The sequence below is a fragment of the Streptomyces sp. NPDC055962 genome, assembly GCF_042270185.1.
Taxonomy (GTDB): Bacteria; Actinomycetota; Actinomycetes; order Streptomycetales; family Streptomycetaceae; genus Streptomyces.
In genome coordinates, this window is sequence record NZ_JBHJYN010000007.1 from 284,289 (window position 1) to 304,011 (window position 19,723).

16 protein-coding genes are annotated in these 19,723 nt (G+C 70.3%); 7 read left to right on the forward strand and 9 right to left on the reverse strand.

Annotation, left to right across the window (positions count from 1 at the left end; translation table 11 throughout):
• Positions 1-33 precede the first annotated feature (33 nt).
• Positions 34-687: a response regulator transcription factor gene (locus ACFC51_RS22015; protein WP_376367964.1), complete on the reverse strand. Its 654-nt coding sequence runs from the start codon at positions 685-687 to the stop codon at positions 34-36.
• A 147-nt stretch (positions 688-834) separates the two neighbouring features.
• Here ACFC51_RS22015 and metG point away from each other — a divergent pair, with 147 nt between their 5' ends.
• The gene (gene metG / locus ACFC51_RS22020; protein WP_376367704.1) at positions 835-2,448 is read left to right on the forward strand and encodes a methionine--tRNA ligase; all 1,614 of its coding nucleotides are present in this window, start codon (positions 835-837) and stop codon (positions 2,446-2,448) included.
• 93 nt (positions 2,449-2,541) lie between these two features.
• Here the strand turns inward: metG and ACFC51_RS22025 are convergent, their stop codons facing one another.
• From ACFC51_RS22025 to aspS, 3 genes are all read right to left on the reverse strand, one after another.
• On the reverse strand, positions 2,542-3,303 hold the full coding sequence (locus ACFC51_RS22025) for a hypothetical protein (protein ID WP_376367703.1): 762 nt from the start codon (positions 3,301-3,303) through the stop codon (positions 2,542-2,544).
• 210 nt (positions 3,304-3,513) lie between these two features.
• Positions 3,514-4,425 (reverse strand): intradiol ring-cleavage dioxygenase, encoded by a 912-nt coding sequence (locus tag ACFC51_RS22030; protein WP_376530359.1) that lies wholly within the window; start codon positions 4,423-4,425, stop codon positions 3,514-3,516.
• 143 nt (positions 4,426-4,568) lie between these two features.
• Positions 4,569-6,386 (reverse strand): aspartate--tRNA ligase, encoded by a 1,818-nt coding sequence (aspS, locus tag ACFC51_RS22035; RefSeq protein WP_376367699.1) that lies wholly within the window; start codon positions 6,384-6,386, stop codon positions 4,569-4,571.
• A gap of 183 nt (positions 6,387-6,569) precedes the next feature.
• Here aspS and ACFC51_RS22040 point away from each other — a divergent pair, with 183 nt between their 5' ends.
• Entirely contained in the window at positions 6,570-8,693 is a 2,124-nt protein-coding gene (locus ACFC51_RS22040) for a SpoIIE family protein phosphatase (protein WP_376367697.1), read from the forward strand.
• On the opposite strand, the gene ACFC51_RS22045 is transcribed toward ACFC51_RS22040, so the two are convergent.
• From ACFC51_RS22045 to ACFC51_RS22055, 3 genes are all read right to left on the reverse strand, one after another.
• Positions 8,688-9,761, reverse strand: a complete 1,074-nt coding sequence (locus ACFC51_RS22045) for an AI-2E family transporter (protein WP_376367695.1) — start codon at positions 9,759-9,761, stop codon at positions 8,688-8,690. The two genes, ACFC51_RS22040 and ACFC51_RS22045, sit on opposite strands and share 6 nt — an antisense overlap.
• Positions 9,762-9,849: 88 nt before the next feature.
• Complete coding sequence (locus tag ACFC51_RS22050; protein WP_376367693.1) at positions 9,850-10,806, reverse strand: pirin family protein; 957 nt, start codon at positions 10,804-10,806, stop codon at positions 9,850-9,852.
• 152 nt (positions 10,807-10,958) lie between these two features.
• Entirely contained in the window at positions 10,959-11,399 is a 441-nt protein-coding gene (locus ACFC51_RS22055; protein ID WP_103760589.1) for an SseB family protein, read from the reverse strand.
• 171 nt (positions 11,400-11,570) lie between these two features.
• Between ACFC51_RS22055 and ACFC51_RS22060 the strand changes: the two genes are divergently transcribed.
• The 3 genes from ACFC51_RS22060 to ACFC51_RS22070 all read left to right on the forward strand — a co-directional run bounded on the left by ACFC51_RS22060 (position 11,571) and on the right by ACFC51_RS22070 (position 15,189).
• A complete protein-coding gene (locus ACFC51_RS22060; protein ID WP_376367691.1) occupies positions 11,571-13,397 on the forward strand; it encodes an acyl-CoA dehydrogenase in 1,827 nt (608 codons plus the stop codon).
• A gap of 170 nt (positions 13,398-13,567) precedes the next feature.
• Positions 13,568-14,866: a M18 family aminopeptidase gene (locus ACFC51_RS22065; RefSeq protein WP_376367689.1), complete on the forward strand. Its 1,299-nt coding sequence runs from the start codon at positions 13,568-13,570 to the stop codon at positions 14,864-14,866.
• A gap of 101 nt (positions 14,867-14,967) precedes the next feature.
• Positions 14,968-15,189 carry a DUF6458 family protein gene (locus tag ACFC51_RS22070; protein WP_031090542.1) on the forward strand — a complete coding sequence of 74 codons (222 nt, stop codon included), beginning with the start codon at positions 14,968-14,970 and terminating at the stop codon, positions 15,187-15,189.
• Between the two features lie 156 nt (positions 15,190-15,345).
• On the opposite strand, the gene ACFC51_RS22075 is transcribed toward ACFC51_RS22070, so the two are convergent.
• Positions 15,346-17,157 (reverse strand): NHL domain-containing thioredoxin family protein, encoded by a 1,812-nt coding sequence (locus ACFC51_RS22075; RefSeq protein WP_376367687.1) that lies wholly within the window; start codon positions 17,155-17,157, stop codon positions 15,346-15,348.
• Between the two features lie 64 nt (positions 17,158-17,221).
• On the opposite strand from ACFC51_RS22075, the gene ACFC51_RS22080 reads away from it, so the two are divergent.
• Entirely contained in the window at positions 17,222-17,716 is a 495-nt protein-coding gene (locus ACFC51_RS22080) for an LURP-one-related/scramblase family protein (protein WP_376530361.1), read from the forward strand.
• 158 nt (positions 17,717-17,874) lie between these two features.
• On the opposite strand, the gene ACFC51_RS22085 is transcribed toward ACFC51_RS22080, so the two are convergent.
• Entirely contained in the window at positions 17,875-18,672 is a 798-nt protein-coding gene (locus tag ACFC51_RS22085) for a carbon-nitrogen family hydrolase (RefSeq protein WP_376530363.1), read from the reverse strand.
• Positions 18,673-18,870: 198 nt separating this feature from the next.
• Between ACFC51_RS22085 and ACFC51_RS22090 the strand changes: the two genes are divergently transcribed.
• The gene (locus tag ACFC51_RS22090) at positions 18,871-19,695 is read left to right on the forward strand and encodes a maleylpyruvate isomerase family mycothiol-dependent enzyme (RefSeq protein ID WP_376530365.1); all 825 of its coding nucleotides are present in this window, start codon (positions 18,871-18,873) and stop codon (positions 19,693-19,695) included.
• The last annotated feature ends 28 nt before the right edge of the window (positions 19,696-19,723 follow it).

Consider the following 19,723-nt stretch of genomic DNA (forward strand, 5'->3'; position numbering starts at 1 on the left):
CCCCCGCGGCCCGCACCAGCCTCAGGAGCCTGCTCACAGGGCGTACCCGACGCCCTGGACCGTGCGGATCAGCGCAGGTTCCCCCAGCTTGGCGCGGAGCTTGCTCATGCAGACGCGTACGGCGCCCGTGAAGGGGTCGGCGTTGGCGTCCCAGGCCCGCTCCAGCAGCTCCTCGGCGCTGACCGTGCCCCCGTCGGCCTCCAGGAGCAGCTGCAGGACGGTGAACTCCTTCGGCGACAGGTCCAGGTCACGGCCGTCCCGGGTGGCGTCCCTCCGCACGCTGTCGAGCCGGATGCCGTGCCTCTCCAGCTGCGGCGGCACGGGCCGGGCACTGCGCCGCCGCAAGGCCCGCACGCGGGACACCAGCTCGGGGAACTCGAAGGGCTTGCTCACGTAGTCGTCGGCTCCGAGATCGAGCCCCTCCACCCGGTCCTCCATGGTCCCGGAGGCGGTGAGCATCAGGATCCTGGTCCGCGAGCCGGCGGAGACGAGCCTGCGGGCGACGTCGTCACCGTGCACCCGGGGCAGATCCCGGTCCAGGACGACCACGTCGTAGTCGTGCAGCCCGAGATAGGCGAGCGCCGCGTCCCCGCTGTACACGGTGTCGACGGCGAATCCGGCCCGCCGCAGCCCGGTCGCCACCAGCTCCGCCAGGATCTCCTCGTCCTCGGCGACCAGTACCCGCATCGTGTCGTCCCCTGCCTCGTGCACCCGTGCCCACTCCTCCCAGGATGCGTCTTTGGTACGGGAAAGCATGTTTCGCAAAGCTCTCCGAAGCCGGAGCGGCCCTTATCGATGTGAGTGGATCTTCCACGGGCCGTTAGGATTTCGACCATGGCGGCCACTGGATCCGAGAAGCAAGGGGGCGACGCCGTGAAGAGTTTCTACGTATCGACCCCCATCTACTACGTCAACGACGCTCCTCACCTGGGCCACGCCTACACGACCGTCGCAGGCGACGTGCTCACCCGCTGGCACCGCCAGCGCGGCGAGAAGGTGTGGTACCTCACCGGCACGGACGAGCACGGTCAGAAGATCATGCGCACGGCCGAGGCGAACGACGTCACGCCCCAGGCCTGGTGCGACAAGCTCGTCGAGGAGGCGTGGAAGCCCCTCTGGGAGCACCTGAACATCGCGAACGACGACTTCATCCGCACGACGGAGAAGCGGCACACGGACCGTGTGCAGGAGTTCGTGCAGGACCTGTACGACAAGGACCAGATCTACAAGGGCGGGTACGAAGGCCCGTACTGCGTGGGCTGCGAGGAGTACAAGCTCCCCGGCGACCTCATCGAGGCCGAGGACGGCACGAAGCTGTGCCCGATCCACAAGAAGCCGGTGGAACTCCTCAAGGAGGAGAACTACTTCTTCAAGCTCAGCGAGTACGGCCCGAAGCTCATGGAGTTCTACGCGGCCAACCCGGGCTTCATCCAGCCCGAGTCCGCCCGCAACGAGATCGTGAACTTCGTCAAGCAGGGCCTGCAGGACCTGTCGATCTCCCGCTCGACCTTCGACTGGGGCGTCCCGGTCCCGTGGGACCCGAAGCACGTCATCTACGTGTGGATCGACGCGCTCCTCAACTACGCGACGGCCGTCGGCTACGGCGCCAACCAGGAGAAGTTCGACGCCACCTTCCCGGCGGACGTGCACCTGATCGGCAAGGACATCCTGCGCTTCCACTCGGTCATCTGGCCGGCCATGCTGATGGCGCAGGGCCTGCCCCTGCCCGGCAAGGTCGTCGCCAACGGCTGGCTGATGGTCGGCGGCGAGAAGATGTCGAAGTCGAACCTGACCGGCATCAAGCCGCAGGACCTGACCTCGCACTTCGGCGTGGACGCGTACCGCTGGTACTTCCTGCGGGCCATCGCGTACGGCAGCGACGGCTCGTTCTCCTGGGAGGACTTCAGCGCCCGCTACACCTCCGAGCTCGCCAACGACTACGGCAACCTCGCCTCGCGCGTCGCCGCCATGGTCGGCAAGTACTTCGGCGGTGCGCTCCCGGAGGCCACGGCCGCCGGTGACGCCGAGCGCGCGGTCCAGGAGGGCCTGGTGCAGGCCGTCGCCACGGCCGACCGGAAGATCGGCGAGGAGCTCGACTTCCAGGCCGGCATCCTGGCGGTCTTCGACTTCGTGAAGCAGGTCAACGGCTACATCACGGAGCAGGAGCCCTGGAAGGTCGCCAAGGACACGTCGCCGGAGGGCCAGGCCCGCCTCGCGACCATCCTGTACACCGCGGCCGAGTCGCTCCGCGGTGTGGCGGTCCTGCTCAACGCGGTGATGCCGGACACCTCGCAGAAGCTGTGGGAGTCCCTGGGCGCGGAGGCGTCCCTGGGCGCCCTGGCCGACCAGCCGGTGCAGGACGCGGGCCGATGGGGGCAGCTGCCCGTCGGCGCGACGGTGACCAAGGGAGCGGTGCTGTTCCCGCGCCTGGAGGAGAAGCCCGCGTAACACCCGCAGGCGGTGCACGTACGAAGGAGCCCGGCCCCCCGTCACATCCGGGGGGCCGGGCTCCTTCGTGCGGCACGGCGACGGCCGCCGGGTTCACCGGGCCAGCGACGCCGCGTCCCCCATCACGATCACGGGGTTCTTCGCAGGATCCAGGGTGAGCAGGAGCTCCCGCATCCGGTCCTCGGTCAGCGAGACGCAACCCTGGGTGGGCCCGCCGTGGTCCACATGGATCCAGATGCCGCCGCCCCTCTCCCCGCCGAGCGGCCGGGTGCGGTCCAGCGGGCTGGTGCCCTCGACGCGGTTGTAGTTGATGGCGACCACGTAGTCGAAGGAGCCTTCGAGGGGCTCCCCCAGGAAGCCCTCGCCGCTCACCGCGAAACGGGACTGCTCGTCGTACGGGAGCAGCGCGCCCGGGTCGGGGAGCCGGCCGCCCGCATCAGTGAGGCCGAAGACCCCGACGGGGGACCGGAGGTCGTCGGCGAGATGGTGGTCCGTCCACCCCTCCATGCCGTTGTGGGCGGGCCAGGGTCCGGCCCCCGGTCTCCAGCCGCGCGCGGGATCGTCACGGTGGTAGAGCTCGACCGCCGAGCGGTTGGAGTCGGGCCCCTGCCCGGTCACCACGACGGCCTGCCGTGAGGTGGCCGGGATCTGCGCCAGGGTCTCCGGGCCGAGTGCCGGGATCTCCGCGGGGGCGACGAAGGGCTCCACCACGCGGGGCGGCGCCGACGAGGCCCCAGGGCCGGCCGCGCCCCCGGGCGCCGAGGGGTCCGAGGTCTGCACCGCCCCGGCGGAACAGCCGACGACCAGCAGGAACAGGGTGACGAGCAGGACGTACGGGCGACGCGGCACGGACACGGTGCGGAACTCCTCGGTGGCGGGCGGGCGAGCACTTCCGGTGCCGGTCCTTGCCGGGCCGGCCGGCGCCGACCCCGAACCGGGGCCATCCGGATGTACCCGGTCCGCGTACCCGCGTACGGCGAGTTCCGCACGTCTCACCCGTACGCAGGAAGGGGTCCGGAGCCGCGGCGGCTCCGGACCCCTGGCACGGGATTCCCGCGGAGGCCGCTAGAGGTCCGTGCCGTCGTGGGTCACGTCGGGGTCGACGCCCATCGTGATCGAGCCGGTGACGCCCCGCGCCATCCTGCCCTTGCGGTACGAGAGCTTCAGCAGACCGCCGGTCACCCCGCTCCGGTCGTAGATGGTGTCCTCGGTCAGGGTCGTGCGGGTGGTGGTGCTGGTCGCGTACGGCTCCTCCTTCGCGGAGTCGAGGACCGCGGACTCGGCGAAGAAGAACTGGCCCGTGTGGCAGGTGTGCCCGCCCTCGTACCCGGCGTCGGTCATCTTTCCGCCGACGTGCACCTTGGTGTGGATGTGCACGGCACGGCCCTGGTACCAGCCGGGGAAGACCGTCGTGAACTCCACGTATCCGTGCTGGTCGGTGAGCTGGGTGCCCCGCAGGTAGCGCTCGGCGTCGGTGGGTTCGCTGTGCCCGCCGCCACCGCCCGGGCCTCCGGAGGGGGGTGTCCCGGTGGGCGTTCCGGTGGGTGCGTCCGTGGGGGCGCCGCTCGGCGGGGTGCCGCCGCCGGGGCCGCCCTGGCTCATGCTCTCGTAGCCGGAGTAGATCCCCAGCGCGTCGCAGTGCCAGATGTCGACGGCCGCCTTCTTGAGCGGCTTGCAGGTGTCGGAGTCGATCACCTTGAGCCGGAGGGTCAGCGGAATGCCCTCCTTGTCCTCGGTGATGTCCTTCCGGATCTTGTCGGCGTCGATGTAGTACGGGCCTTCGGTGGTCTCCGAGGTGAGCCGGTAGCAGGCCTCACCCTGTCCGCTCTTGGCTGCGGCGCTCGTCTCCTCGTCCGCCGACGCGGTGGCGACGACTCCGGCCCCGACCCCTGCGGCGGCCAGGACCGCCCCACCGGCGAGGATGGCCCGTCGCCGGGTCATGTCCTTCTTGTGCGCAGGTCCCTGATTGTCAGTCATGAACGGGGAGACTAGGCAGCCCGCCTGGCAGGACCATGGGTGGCGGCTGTGCGTTCCTGTGAACGTCCGGGCGGAGAGACGAAACAGTCCCCGGCCGGTGGCCGGGGACTGTTTCACGTGGAACCGAAGCGGAACCGGGACGCCTACTTCGCGCCGGTGTCCCGCGCCACCGCGTCCTTGGCCTCCGCCTTCTCCTTCGCCGGGGCGACAGGCTTGCGGAGCTGGATGTTCAGCTCGCGCAGACGGGTCTCGTCCAGCTCGCTCGGGGCGCCCATCATCAGGTCCTGCGCGTTGCCGTTGAGCGGGAAGGCGATCGTCTCGCGGATGTTGGGCTCGTCGGCCAGCAGCATCACGATACGGTCGACGCCCGGGGCGATGCCACCGTGCGGCGGGGCGCCGAGGCGGAACGCGCGCAGCATGCCCGCGAACTCCCTCTCGACGGTCTCCGCCTCGTACCCGGCGATCGCGAAGGCCTTCAGCATGACCTCGGGCTCGTGGTTGCGGATGGCCCCGGAGGAGAGCTCGATGCCGTTGCAGACGATGTCGTACTGCCACGCCAGGATGTCGAGCGGGTCCTTCTCCTCCAGGTCCTTCATGCCGCCCTGGGGCATGGAGAACGGGTTGTGCGAGAAGTCGATCCTGCCGGTCTCCTCGTCCTTCTCGTACATCGGGAAGTCGACGATCCAGCAGAAGCGGAAGACGCCCTCCTCGAAGTGGCCGGCGCGCTTGGCGGCCTCGACGCGGACGACGGACATGATCTTGGAGACCTCGTCGAACTCGCCCGCACCGAAGAAGACCGCGTGGCCGGGGACGAGGGAGAGGCGCTCGGTCAGGCTCTTGACGTCTGCCTCGGTGAGGAACTTGGCGATCGGGCCCGCCAGCGTGCCGTCCTCGCCGACGCGGACCCAGGCCAGGCCCTTGGCGCCGTGCTCGACCGCGTACGCGCCGAGGCCGTCGAAGAACTTCCGGGACTGCCCGGCGGTGTCCGGCACCGGCAGGGCACGGACGTGCTTGCCGGCGAACGCCTTGAACTCCGAGTCCGCGAAGATGTCGGAGATGTCGACGAGCTCCAGCCGGGCCCGCAGGTCCGGCTTGTCGTTGCCGTACTTCAGCATCGACTCGCGGAACGGGATGCGCGGGAACGGCGAGGTGACGTGGCGGCCGTTGCCGTACTCCTCGAAGAGCTCGGTCATGAGCTTCTCGATCGGCTGGAACACGTCCTCCTGCTCGACGAACGACATCTCGACGTCGAGCTGGTAGAACTCGCCGGGCGAACGGTCGGCGCGCGCGTCCTCGTCGCGGAAACACGGCGCGATCTGGAAGTAGCGGTCGAAGCCGGAGATCATCAGCAGCTGCTTGAACTGCTGCGGCGCCTGCGGGAGGGCGTAGAACTTGCCCGGGTTCAGGCGGGACGGGACCACGAAGTCACGGGCGCCCTCGGGGGACGTCGCGGCGAGGATCGGGGTCGCCATCTCGTTGAAGCCGAGGGCCACCATCTTGGAGCGGATGGAGGCGATCACGGACGAGCGCAGCATGATGTTGCGGTGCATGCGCTCGCGGCGCAGGTCGAGGAAGCGGTACTCCAGGCGCCGCTCCTCGTTGACGCCGTCCTCGGCGTTGATCGTGAAGGGCAGCGGGGCGGCCTCGCCCAGCACCTCGACCTCGGTGACCTCGATCTCGATCTCACCGGTCGAGAGCTCGGGGTTGACGTTGTCGGCGCCGCGTGCGGAGACCGTGCCGTCGATCCGGACGACCGTCTCCTTGGTCAGCTTCGCCAGGGCGTCGTTGCCGGGGGTGCCGGGCCGCGCGACGAGCTGCACCAGACCGTAGTGGTCGCGCAGATCGATGAAGAGGATGCCACCCAGGTCTCGGCGATTGTGCAGCCAGCCGCTCAGCCGGACGTCGGTGCCGACGTCAGAGGCGCGGAGCTCGCCGCAGGTGTGGGACCTGTACCGATGCATCGTCGTTCATCCAGTCTTCGCGGTCGGGGTGGATTGACACCCCAGGCTACCGCCCATGGCCGCACCGCTTCATTGGCATTGTCGCCGTACGGCTGTCCGAGAGGCGTCCGGCAGGGGTCCGGGGGCAGCCGGGCGGCCGTCCCTCGGTGGCGACCGCCAAGAACATCTTCCTAAAGTGGGGCAATGCGCACCGAGGAGATCCTGGCTGCGATCGGGACCGGCCTGTGGAGCTGGGACAGCTCCTCGGGCATGGTCACGCTCGATGCCGAGGCGGCACGCCTGGTGGGACTGCCCGCCGAGGCCACGGTCCGCCCCGGCGACGAGGTGCGCCCCCGCTTCCACCCGGCGGACTGGAACGAGATCGACGGCATCGTGAACTTCGCGATCAGCGAGGGCACGGTCGCCGAGGCCAGGATGCGGATCGTGGACGAGCGGGGGACGGTCGTGCGCATGGTGCGCACCCGGTCCAAGCCGGTCCCGCTGGACACCCCGGGCCGCCACACGTACGTACTGACGGGCATCCTCCAGGAGGTCGCCCCGCCCTCGGAGGCCACGGCGGCACACACCCCGGTGACGGGCGACTGGCGGCGCTCGCGCGAGGCGTTCCTGCTGGACGCGGGCCGGGCGCTGGCCGAGGCCGGGTCCACCGAGGAGGTGCTGCGGGTCGCCGGGTCGCTCTCCATGCCGGGCTTCTCACCGGACGGACTCGCCGTCTTCGGGGTGTCGGGCGAGCACCTGACGGTCATCGGGCACCACGGGCACAACGTCGGCGACGAGAAGCCCTTCACCGACATGCTCCTGCAGACCGACTACCCGGCCGCCGAGGTCGTCCGGACCGGCCAGGCGATCTATCTGGAGTCACCCGAGGAGTACCGGCGGCGCTACCCGGCCACCTGGCCCCTCGCGCAGGAGTTCGGGCGCCAGTCCTGGGCCTTCCTGCCGCTGATCTCGTCCGGGCACACCATGGGCGCCTGGATGGCCGGCTTCCGGAACAACGTGGCCTTCACACCGGACGAGCGCTCCGTGCTGTCGACGGTGGCCAGGATGCTGGCACAGGCACTCACCCGCGCCGGGGTCGCCGAGACCGAGCGCGAGCTGTCCCTGGGCCTCCAGAAGGCCATGAGGCCCTCCCTCGGCCCCGGTGTGCCCGGCCTCGCGGTGGCGGCACGCTACATCCCGACCGGAGGGGGGCTCCAGGTCGGCGGGGACTGGTACGACATGATCCCGCTCCCCAACGGCCGTATCGCCCTCGTCATCGGTGACGTCCAGGGCCACGACGTGCGGGCGGCCGGCCTGATGGGCCAGCTGCGGATCGCCCTGCGCGCGTACGCGGCCGAGGGGCACCGCCCCGACGCCGTGCTCTCGCGCGCCTCACGCTTCCTGTCGGGGCTGACCGAGACCTACGACCTCACCGACGGCGAGGACCGGTCCGACGCGACGCGCTTCGCGACCTGCCTGTACGCGGAGGCCGACCCCGGGAACGGCACCCTCGACATCGCCCGCGCGGGCCATCCCGACCCGGTGGTGATCAGCGTCGACGGCACCGCGGTGATCCGGCAGACCGCGGGAGGGCTGCCCCTGGGGGTCGACAAGGACGCCGACTACCCGACGACCCGCGTCGTCCTGGGGCCCGGCGAGACGATCATGCTGTGCACGGACGGCCTCATCGAGACCGGCGGACACGACATGGCCACCGGGTGGACCCGGCTCAGGCCGGTCCTGGAGAAGCCCGTCGAGGATCTGGACGAGCTTGCGGACGCCCTCGTGCAGGCCGTCCACGGGCCGGGCTCGCACTACACGACCGGGCCGCTGGTGGACCGCCGCGAGGACGACATCGCGGTCCTGGTGCTGCGCCGTGAGGGGGCGCGGACGCGCAGGGCCCCGGGACGGCGCTCGGCGATGACGATCGCCCAGGCGGAGCCCGAGCGGATCGCGGTGGCCCGGCAGCAGCTGCGGGAACTGCTGCACGACTGGGCCGACGCGGAACAGGTCGACTCGGCGGAGCTGATGGTCTCGGAGATGTCCACCAACGTGCTGGTCCACACCGACGGGGACGCGCTGCTCGTGGCGGAGGTGACGGGGGAGCGGGGCGAACGGCGGCTCAGGGTCGAGGTGGCCGACACCAGTGACGAGCTGCCGCACAAGCGGCGGCCGGGCGAGATGGCGTCCAGCGGCCGGGGCCTGGTGCTGATGGAGATGCTCGCCGACGCGTGGGGGGTGGACCCCCGGGGCGAGGGCAAGTCGATCTGGTTCGAGCTGTACGAGTCGCAGGAGCCGGTGGAACTGGGCGCCGCTGCCCGTTCATGACCCCTCGGTGACCGCTCCTCCGCCGTCCTCGGCGTACTTCGTGCGCAGCTCGCCGATCACACCGAACACCGCGGCGCAGACCGGCACCGCCAGCAGCATGCCCAGCAGCCCCGCCACGCTCGCACCCGCGGTCAGCGAGATCATGATCATGGCGGGGTGCATCTGGACCGTACGGCTCTGGATGGCGGGCTGCAGCACGTGTCCCTCCAGCACCTGGACGGCCAGCACCACGCCCAGCGCCCAGAGCGCGATCACGATCCCCCGGTCGGCGAGCGCCACCAGCACGGCCACCGCTCCGGAGATGAAGGCCCCGAGATACGGGATGTAGGCGCCGACGAAGACCAGCGCCCCCAGGCCCGCCGCACCCGGCACCCGGAGGATCAGCAGGCCCACGGTGATGCACAGCGCGTCGATCAGGGCGATGAAGGTGGTGCCGCGCATGAACCCCTCGACGGCCTCGAAGGCCCTGCGTCCCATGGCCTCCACGAGGTCGCCCGTGCCGCGCGGCGCGAGGCTGTGGGCCAGGTCCACGGCACGGTCGGAGTCACGCAGGAAGAAGAAGGTCAGCAGCAGCGCCAGAACGCCCGTGGTGATGAGCGACCCGATGAGGCTGATCCCGGTGAGCAGTCCGCCCGCGGCGCTCGCCCCGAACTTCTCGACGAGGTTCTTGGCGTTGTCCGCCAGATCGTCCACATCGGCGACGCCCTCGATCTGGAAGTGGTCGATGACCCACTGCGCGGCGTCCTTCAACGAGTCCACGATCTGGCCGCCGGTGTCGACGAGCACGGTGACGACGATGTAGCCGGCGCCCCCGCCCACCGCGACCAGAGCGGCGCAGGTCAGCCCGGCGGCCACCGACCTGTTCACCTTGTGGGCGGCCAGCCAGCGGTGGACGGGACCGAGCAGTGCCGTACCGAGCAGTGCCAGCAGGACCGGCGTGACAGCGGTCTTGAGCACGATGCACAGCCAGATGGCCACGCCCGCGACACCGGCGACGAGGAGGAGTACGCCGCACCAGGCGGCCGTCCGCCGCGCGACGTCGGGCAGAAGGGGCTTCCGGGTAGGCACCCTCCCACCCGATCACGGGGCGGAAGCGGTGTCCTTCCCCCAGCGGCGTACGGGTGACGGATCGTCACCCGTACGCCTGCGGCGTCCGTCACATGCCGTGCACCGCGGGAACGGTGCCGAGGCGGCCGGCCTGGAAGTCCTCGAAGGCCTGCTTGAGCTCGTCCTGGGTGTTCATGACGAACGGCCCGTAGTGCGCCATCGGCTCACGGATCGGGCGCCCGCCGAGCAGCACGACCTCCAGGTCCGGGGTGTTGCCGTCCTGCGTCTCGTCGGCGCGGACGGTCAGCGAGGACCCCTTGCCGAAGACCGCGGTCTGCCCGGTGCGGACGGGGCGGCGCTCCGCGCCGACGCTGCCGCGCCCGGCGAGGACGTACGCGAGGCCGTTGAAGTCCTCGCGCCAGGGCAGCGTCACCTCGGCGCCCGGGCGGACCGTCGCGTGGACCATGGTGATCGGGGTGTGGGTGATGCCCGGGCCCTCGTGGCCGTCGAGCTCACCGGCGATGACGCGCAGGAGCGCGCCGCCGTCGGGGGAGGTGAGGAGCTGGACCTGACCGCCGCGGATGTCCTGATAGCGCGGGGCCATCATCTTGTCGGCCTTGGGCAGGTTCACCCAGAGCTGGAGGCCGTGGAAGAGGCCGCCGGACATGACGAGGGACTCCGGCGGCGACTCGATGTGGAGCAGGCCGGAGCCGGCCGTCATCCACTGGGTGTCACCGTTCTCGATGGAACCGCCGCCACCGTTGCTGTCCTGGTGGATGAAGTGTCCGTCGATGATGTAGGTGACGGTCTCGAAGCCGCGGTGCGGGTGCCAGGGGGTTCCCTTGGGCTCACCCGGCGCGTACTCCACCTCACCCATCTGGTCCATCATGATGAACGGGTCGAGGTGCCGGTAGTTGATCCCGGCGAAGGCGCGCCGCACCGGGAACCCCTCGCCCTCGAAACCGCTCGGCGCGGTCGTGACGGTCAGCACGGGGCGGGCCACGGCCTCGGCCTGGGCCGCGACCTTCGGCAGGGTCAGCGGGTTTTCGACGGTCACTGCGGGCATGGGAGCCACCTCCGGGAGTCTTCTGATCCCAATTTAGTTGAACGGTGAACATCCTGCAAGGCGGCATTCATTCCCGGCCCCCGGACAGCACCGAGGGCCCGCACCAACCGGTGCGGGCCCTCGGGCTGCCTGCGGTCTGCCGCGGGTGCCGCTCAGCCGTACATACGGCGCATCGCGAAGTCGACCATCTGCTCCACGGCCTTGGCGTCGAAGACCATGCGGTGATCGCCCTCCATGTCCAGGACGAAGCCGTAGCCGGTCGGCAGCAGGTCGATCACCTCGGCACCGGTGATCACGAAGTACTTGGACTCCTTGCCCGCATAGCTCCGCAGCTCCTTGAGCGTGGTGAACATGGGGATGACCGGCTGCTGGGTGTTGTGGAGAGCCAGGAAACCCGGGTTGTCGCCGCGGGGGCAGTACACCTTCGCCGTGGCGAAGATCTGCTGGAAGTCCTCCGCGGAGAGCGAACCGGTCGTGAAGGCCCGTACCGCGTCGGCCAGGGACGGCGGCGAGGGCTCGGGGTACAACGGCTGCTCGCCGTAGCCGCCGCCCATCTGCTGCTGTGCGCCCTGGTTCTGGTCGTAGCCATACATGCCGCAAAGAGTAATCGGACACATCTATGCCTTGAGGGGTTGCGTCTTATTACTGACGGGTAGCATCATCGTAGGGGTCAGGTGATATACCCACGCCCGGCCGTCCGCCGCCCGATCGTCACTCCTCCACGGGGCGCTGCGCGCCACTGCTATTGATTACGGAGCCTTCCCATGGGGCACTACAAGTCGAATCTCCGCGACATCGAGTTCAACCTCTTCGAGGTCCTCGGGCGCGACAAGCTGTACGGCACCGGTCCGTTCGCGGAGATGGACGTCGACACCGCGAAGAGCATCCTGGACGAGGTCACCCGCCTCGCGGAGAACGAGCTGGCCGACTCGTACGCCGACGCCGACCGCAACCCGCCGGTCTTCGACCCCGAGACGAACACCGCCCCGGTCCCGGCCTCCTTCAAGAGCTCGTACCAGGCGTTCATGGACTCCGAGTACTGGCGCCTGGGCCTGCCCGAGGAGATCGGCGGCACGACCTCCCCGCGCTCCCTGATCTGGGGTTACGCGGAGCTCCTGCTCGGCTCCAACCCGGCCGTCTGGATGTACTCCTCCGGCCCGGCCTTCGCCGGCATCCTCTTCGACGAGGGCAACGAGGCGCAGAAGAAGGTCGCCGAGATCGCCGTCGAGAAGCAGTGGGGCTCGACGATGGTGCTGACCGAGCCGGACGCCGGTTCGGACGTGGGCGCCGGCCGCACCAAGGCGGTCGAGCAGGAGGACGGCTCCTGGCACATCGAGGGTGTGAAGCGCTTCATCACCTCGGGCGAGCACGACATGTCCGAGAACATCCTCCACTACGTGCTGGCGCGTCCCGAGGGCGCCGGCCCGGGCACCAAGGGCCTCTCCCTCTTCCTGGTCCCGAAGTTCCACTTCGACTGGACCACCGGGGAGCTCGGTGCCCGCAACGGCGTGTACGCGACCAACGTCGAGCACAAGATGGGCCTCAAGGCGTCGAACACCTGCGAGATGACCTTCGGCGACCAGCACCCCGCCAAGGGCTGGCTGATCGGTGACAAGCACGACGGCATCCGCCAGATGTTCCGCATCATCGAGTTCGCCCGCATGATGGTCGGCACGAAGGCCATCGCGGCCCTCTCCACCGGTTACCTCAACGCGCTGGAGTACGCCAAGGAGCGCGTCCAGGGCACCGACCTGTCGCAGTTCATGGACAAGACGGCCCCCAAGGTGACCATCACGCACCACCCCGACGTGCGCCGCTCCCTCATGACGCAGAAGGCGTACGCCGAGGGCATGCGCTCCCTCGTCCTGTACACGGCCTCCGTCCAGGACGCGATCCAGGTCAAGGAAGCCGCGGGTGAGGACGCCAAGGCGCTCAACGGCCTCAACGACCTGCTCCTCCCGATCGTGAAGGGCTACGGCTCCGAGAAGTCCTACGAGCAGCTCGCGCAGTCGCTCCAGACCTTCGGCGGCTCCGGGTACCTCCAGGAGTACCCGGTCGAGCAGTACATCCGCGACGCCAAGATCGACACCCTCTACGAGGGCACGACGGCCATCCAGGGCCAGGACTTCTTCTTCCGGAAGATCGTCCGTGACCAGGGCGCCTCGCTGAACGCCCTCTCCGAGGAGATCAAGAAGTTCCTCGCGGGCGCCCACGGCAACGAGGAGCTGTCCGGCGCGCTGGACAACCTCGCCAAGGCGGCGGTGGACCTGGAGGCGATCGTCGGCACGATGATCACCGACCTCACCGCTACCGGCGAGGACGTCAAGAACATCTACAAGGTGGGCCTCAACACCACCCGCCTCCTGATGGCCTCCGGTGACGTCGTCGTCGGCTACCTGCTGCTCAAGGGCGCCGTCGTGGCCGCCGAGAAGCTGCGCAACGCCTCCGCCAAGGATGCCGCCTTCTACCAGGGCAAGATCGCCGCCGCGAAGTTCTTCGCCGCGAACGTCCTGCCCGGCGTCGGTGCCGAGCGCGCGCTCGCCGAGACCGTCGACAACTCGCTGATGGAGCTGGACGAGGCCGCTTTCTAGTCCTCGCCGCACCGCACGGCCGCCGACGGCGCCGCCCCCGGAACCCTCCGGCGGGCGGCGCCGTCGTGACCGGCCCGGGCAGCGGGCCGGGGCAACTTTCCGGACACAGGCCGCTGATGCCTGCGGCACACCGTGAAGTGCCCCGGTCCGCCGTCGTTACAGTGAAGAACATGAGCTCTCCCCTCCGCTTCGACCGCGGGCACACCGACGATCTGATGGCCTTCCTGATGGCCGCCCCCTCCCCGTACCACGCCGTGGCCGCAGCGGCCGCGCGGCTGGAGAAGGCCGGATTCCGGCAGGTCGAGGAGACGGACGCGTGGGACGGCTCCACGGGCGGGAAGTACGTGCTGCGGGGTGGCGCGATCGTGGCCTGGTACGTGCCGGAGGGCGCCGGGGCCCACACCCCGTTCCGGATCGTCGGGGCCCACACGGACTCCCCCAACCTGCGGGTCAAGCCGCTGCCGGACACGGGCGCGTACGGCTGGCGCCAGGTCGCCGTCGAGATCTACGGCGGGACACTCCTGAACACCTGGCTGGACCGCGACCTCGGCCTGGCCGGCCGCATCTCGCTGCGCGACGGCACCCACCGGCTGGTGAACATCGACCGGCCGCTGCTGCGGGTTCCCCAGCTGGCCGTGCACCTGGACCGGTCCGCCAACCCCGACGGGCTCAAGCTCGACCGTCAGAAGCACATGCAGCCGATCTGGGGGCTCGGTGACGTCGAGGAGGGCGACCTGATCCGCTTCGTCGCCGAGGAGGCGGGCGTCGACCCCGCGGAGATCACCGGCTGGGACCTCATGCCGCACCCCGTCGAGGCGCCCGCCTACCTCGGCCGGGACCGTGAACTGCTGGCCGGTCCGCGCATGGACAACCTGCTCTCCGTGCACGCCGGCACGGCGGCGCTGGCCGCCGTGGCCTCCCAGCCGGACGCGGAGCTCCCGTACATCCCCGTGCTGGCCGCCTTCGACCACGAGGAGAACGGCTCCCAGTCCGACACCGGCGCGGACGGTCCGCTCCTCGGCACCGTCCTGGAGCGCTCCGTGTTCGCCCGCGGCGGTTCGTACGAGGACCGTGCCCGGGCCTTCGCAGGGACCGTCTGCCTCTCCTCGGACACCGGGCACGCCGTGCACCCCAACTACGCCGAGCGGCACGACCCGACGCACCACCCGGTGGCCAACGGCGGGCCGATCCTCAAGGTCAACGTCAACATGCGCTACGCCACCGACGGCGGGGGCCGCGCGGTGTTCGCGGCGGCCTGCGAGAAGGCGGGCGTGCCCTGGCAGACGTTCGTCTCGAACAACTCGATGCCCTGCGGCACGACGATCGGCCCGATCACCGCGGCCCGGCACGGCATCAGGACCGTCGACATCGGTGTCGCGATCCTGTCGATGCACAGCGCACGCGAGCTGTGCGGCGCCGACGACCCGTATCTCCTGGCCAACGCGCTCGCGGCGTTCCTCGCCGGCTGACCCGACGTCCCAACCGCCTCCGTGGACATGGTTGTTGCCAGGCCGGGTACGCGATCCGTACACCGGCCCGGAGTCACCGGGCCGTCGAGGAGGCGGAAATCATGGGACTCGGAGGATGCATTCTCCTGATCGGTGCCGGGGCGATTCTGGCGTTCGCCACCGACTGGGAGATGGACACCGTCAATGTCGACCTGGTCGGCTGGATCATGATGCTCGTCGGCCTCGTCGGGGTCTTCGTCTACGTGAGCATCGCGCGGCGCCGCCGCATGGTCGTGCCGCCGACGACCACGGTCGTCACGGAGGACGAGCGCCGCTACCAGTGACCTGACGGGCAGGCAGGTCACCGTCGTACGGGCGGTGCGACTCCGGGCCGGTCATCGGCACGCCGTCTCCCGTGGCAGCGCAGGGCGCCCGGCGGATCATCCGCCGGGCGCCCTGCGCGTACGGAGCGGGAGGGCCTCCGGCCCTGCCCCGCGCGGTCAGCCCTGCTCGTCCATCCCGGCCAGCACCAGGGGGAGCCTGGACGCGCCCCCGCCGGTGACGCTGACGGGCACGCCCCAGTCCTGCTGGTGGACATGGCAGGCCGGGTACTCGTTCGCCGGGTCGTCGTCGCAGGACGCCGCCATCGCGGACACGTGCAGGACCCCCTCGGTGAACCCGTCCGCGAGGACCAGGTCACGGCTCAGGTCCGTCCCCGGACCTGACCCCTCGGCCAGGAGTTCCGGCGGGGTCGAGGAGACCAGCAGCCGGGTCGAGGGGCCGTAGCGGGTGTCGAGCTTCTGCCCGGCCGGGGCCTGGAAGACCACGTCCAGCCGCAGCGTCCCGGCCGCGACCTCAGTCGCCGCCCGCCGGGTGCGGTGCGCCCGGTCCGCGACGCGCACGGCCTCCTCGGGGAGCCTCAGCCGGGTCAGCCGGTGCCGTGCGGACTCGACGACGACCAGGTCGCCGTCGACCAGCACCGCGTCGCTCGGCTCCCTCAGATCGGTGGCCAGAGTCGTGACCTCGCCGCTCTCCGGGTCGAACCGCCGCAGGGCGTGGTTGTAGGTGTCGCTGACGGCGACAGAACCGTCGGGGAGGGCGGTGACGCCCAGCGGGTGCTGGAACAGTGCCTGCCCGGCCGGGCCGTCACGGTGGCCGAAGTCGAAGAGCCCGGTGCCGACGGCGGTGTGCACACCGCCCTCCAGGTCCACGTAGCGCAGCGAGGAGGTCTCCGAGTCCGCGACCCAGAGGCGGTCGCCGGCCGCGGCGAGACCGGACGGCTGCGCGAACCACGCCTCGTCGCCCGGACCGTCGACCAGTCCCTCGTTGGTCGTCCCGGCGGCCACCCGGACCGTGCCCTGCGCGGGGTCGTACGTCCAGAGCTGGTGCACGCCGGCCATCGCGATCCACAGCCGGTCACCGAACCAGGCGACGTCCCACGGCGACGACAGGTCCACCTCCGTGGCCGGGCCGCTGGTGGGGGACCCCTGCCACCACTGGCGGCCGGTGCCCGCGAGCGTCGTCGTCACGCCCGTCGCGGGGTCCAGCGCCCTGATCGCGTGGTTGACCGTGTCCGCGACGGCGATACGGCCGTCGGGCAGGACGGCGAGGCCCTGCGGTTCGCTGAACCGGGCTTCGTCGGGGCCCCCGTCCGCGAACCCGCGCTCACCGGTGCCGAAGGTGCCGCGCACGGTCTCGCCGTCGGCGTCCAGCTCGACCAGGCGGTGGCGGGTGGTGTCCGAGACCAGGAAACCGCCGTCGGGCAGGGCGAGCGCCTTGCCGGGGAAGCGCAGGTGCGTGGCGACCGGCTCCGGGGCGACGTACGGGCCGTCACCGCGGCGCAGGGTGCCCTTCGCGCCGTGCTCGGCCTCCAGTTCCTCGACCAGCTTCTCGATGGCGTGCGCGTGCCCCTCACCGGCGTGCTGAGCGACGACATACCCCTCGGGGTCCACCACGACGAGCGTGGGCCAGGCCCTGACGGCGTACTGCTTCCAGGTGGCGAGCTCGGGGTCGTCAAGGACCGGATGGTGCACCTCGTACCGCTCGACGGCGTCGACCACGGCCTGGTGCTCCGCCTCGTGGACGAACTTCGGCGAGTGGACACCGATGATCACCACGGTGTCGCGGTGCTTCTCCTCCAGCTCGCGCAGCTCGTCGAGCACATGCAGACAGTTCACACAGCAGAATGTCCAGAAGTCCAGGATGACAATGCGTCCCCGCAGGTCAGCGAGGGTGTACTGCCGGTCGCCTGTATTGAGCCAGCCGCCCTTGCCGATCAGTTCGGGGGCGCGGACACGTGCACGTGCTGTCATGACACCAGTCAACAGCACCATGGCCTGCGCGCATTCCGGCAGGGCGTCGGGGAACCTGTGATCCATGAGACTTCTCGTACGTGAGCGGCTGCTCGGCATCGGCGACGACTACTGGATCGAGGACGCGGACGGCCACAAGCTCTTCCTCGTCGACGGCAAGGCCATGCGGCTCCGCGACACCTTCGAGCTGAAGGACACGGACGGCAGGGTGCTGGTGGAGATCCGCCAGAAGTTGATCAGCCTGCGCGACACCATGCTCATCGAGCGGGGCGGTGAGGATCTCGCCCGGGTCAAGCGGAAACGGCTCTCGTTCCTGCGCAACCACTACCGGGTGACGCTGGTGGACGGCACCGAGCTGGACGTCAGCGGCAAGATCCTGGACCGGGAGTTCGCCATCGACTACGACGGTGAGCTGCTGGCGCAGATCTCCCGGCGATGGCTCAGCGTCCGCGACACGTACGGTCTCGACATCGTGCGGGAGGACGCCGACGTGCCCCTGCTCGTCGCGGCGGCGGTGTGCGTGATCGCCCTGGCGGACAAGGAGCACGACGAGGACTGACGGCCGGCCCTCCCGGACCCGCCGCGGCCCGGTTTCACGTGAAACCGGGCCGCCGGGCACCGGGAGACGGGCCACCGGCCACCGGGAGACGGGCGCAGGACACCGGAAGAGGGACGTACGGCCCCCGCGACGGGCCCGGCCCGATACGGGCGTACGGATCAGGGGAGGCGTCGCGGGGCGATACCCAGGCGGCGGTCCTTGAGCGCCGGGAACTGCTCCCGGGTGGTAGTGGCCTTCGCGGGGTCGAACTCCACGGTGAGCACCTCTTCGCCGGCCCCGGCCTCCGCGAGCACCTCGCCCCAGGGGTCGACGACGATGCTGTGCCCCGCCTGCTCGACCCTCGCGTGGGTGCCCGCGGATCCGACGGCCAGGACGTACGCCTGGTTCTCCACAGCCCGGGCCTGCGCCAGAAGCGTCCAGTGCGAGCGGCGGCGCTCCGGCCAGCCCGCCGCGACGACCATGGTCTCGGCCCCCGCGTCGACGAGCCCCCGGAACTGCTCCGGGAAGCGCAGGTCGTAGCAGGTGGCGAGGCCGAGGGTGGTCTCCGGCAGAGCGACGGTGACGAGCTCGTCACCGGCGCCCATCATCACCGCCTCGCCCTTGTCGAAGCCGAACCGGTGGATCTTCCGGTACGAGGCGGCCCGCTCACCCTCGGGGGAGAACACCAGCGAGGTGTTGTAGAGGGTGCCGTCCTCGGCGCGCTCGACGAAGGAACCGGCGTGCAGCCAGACCCCGGCCTCGGCCGCGGCCTTCGCCATGACCTCGTGCGTGGGGCCCTGCAGGGGCTCGGCCTCATCGGCGAAGGTGGTGTAGGCGAAGGCGCCCACCGTCCACAGTTCGGGGAGGACGACGAGGTCCGCACTCCGCTGGGCCACGACCAGTGAAGCCGCGCGCTCTCTACGGGAATTGACCGATTCATCCTGGTTTACAGCGATCTGGATGAGAGAGGCGTGCACACTACCACCGTCCTGGCATGGAAGCCGTCAACGCGGGCCTACGATCGTCACACGAAAGCACTGCCGGGGTGCCTGCTCGCAGCGTAACTTAGCGAGCGAACCTCCCACGCAGCCCGCAGACAGCACCGTCGGTGCCGGCCGTCCCGCCGGCACTCCTGCTCTCCAGCCCATGCACCGCAGAACCGCACGAGGGGTCCCGTGACCGTCCATCCCAGCCTCCAGACCTATGCCGATGCCTGGACCCACTCCGTCGAGTCGATAGCCGAGCTGGTCAAGCCGCTCGCCGAGGGGGAGTGGAACCGCCGGACGCCCTGCCCGGGCTGGTCGGTACGCGACATCGTCTCGCACGTCATCGGCATGGAGTGCGAGCAGCTCGGCGACCCCCGCCCGATCCACACACTGCCGCGCGACCTCTACCACGTGCAGAACGACCACCAGCGCTACATGGAGATGCAGGTCGACGTACGGCGCCACCACACGGCGCCCGAGATGACCTCGGAGCTCGAGTACACGCTCATCCGGCGCATGCGCCAGCTGCGCAACGAGTCGCGCGACCCCGAGACCATGGTGCGGGCACCCCTCGGCGCCGAGCAGACGCTGGAACTGGCGCTGCGCATGCGCGCCTTCGACGTCTGGGTGCACGAGCAGGACCTGCGTACGACGCTGGGGCAGCCCGGCAACCTCGACTCCCCCGGCGCACTGATCGTCCAGGACACCCTCCTGGTCGGGCTCGCGAAGGTCGTCGCCAAGGACGCGGGCGCGCCGCCCAACTCGGCCGTCGTCTTCGACGTGCACGGCCCCCTGGAATTCCTGCGCACGGTCAGGGTCGACGGCGAGGGCCACGGCTCGGTCGACGGCGCACCGTCGCTGGGACCCGCGGCGACCCTCGCGCTGGACTGGGAGACGTACTACCGGCTGGCCTGCGGCAGGGTCCGGGCCCAGGCCGTCGAGGACCTGGTCAAGATCGAGGGCGACCAGGAACTGGGCGCCGAGATCCTGCGCCACTTCGCCGTGACCCCGTAGCGCGGCACCCGACCGCCGGCGGCCCATG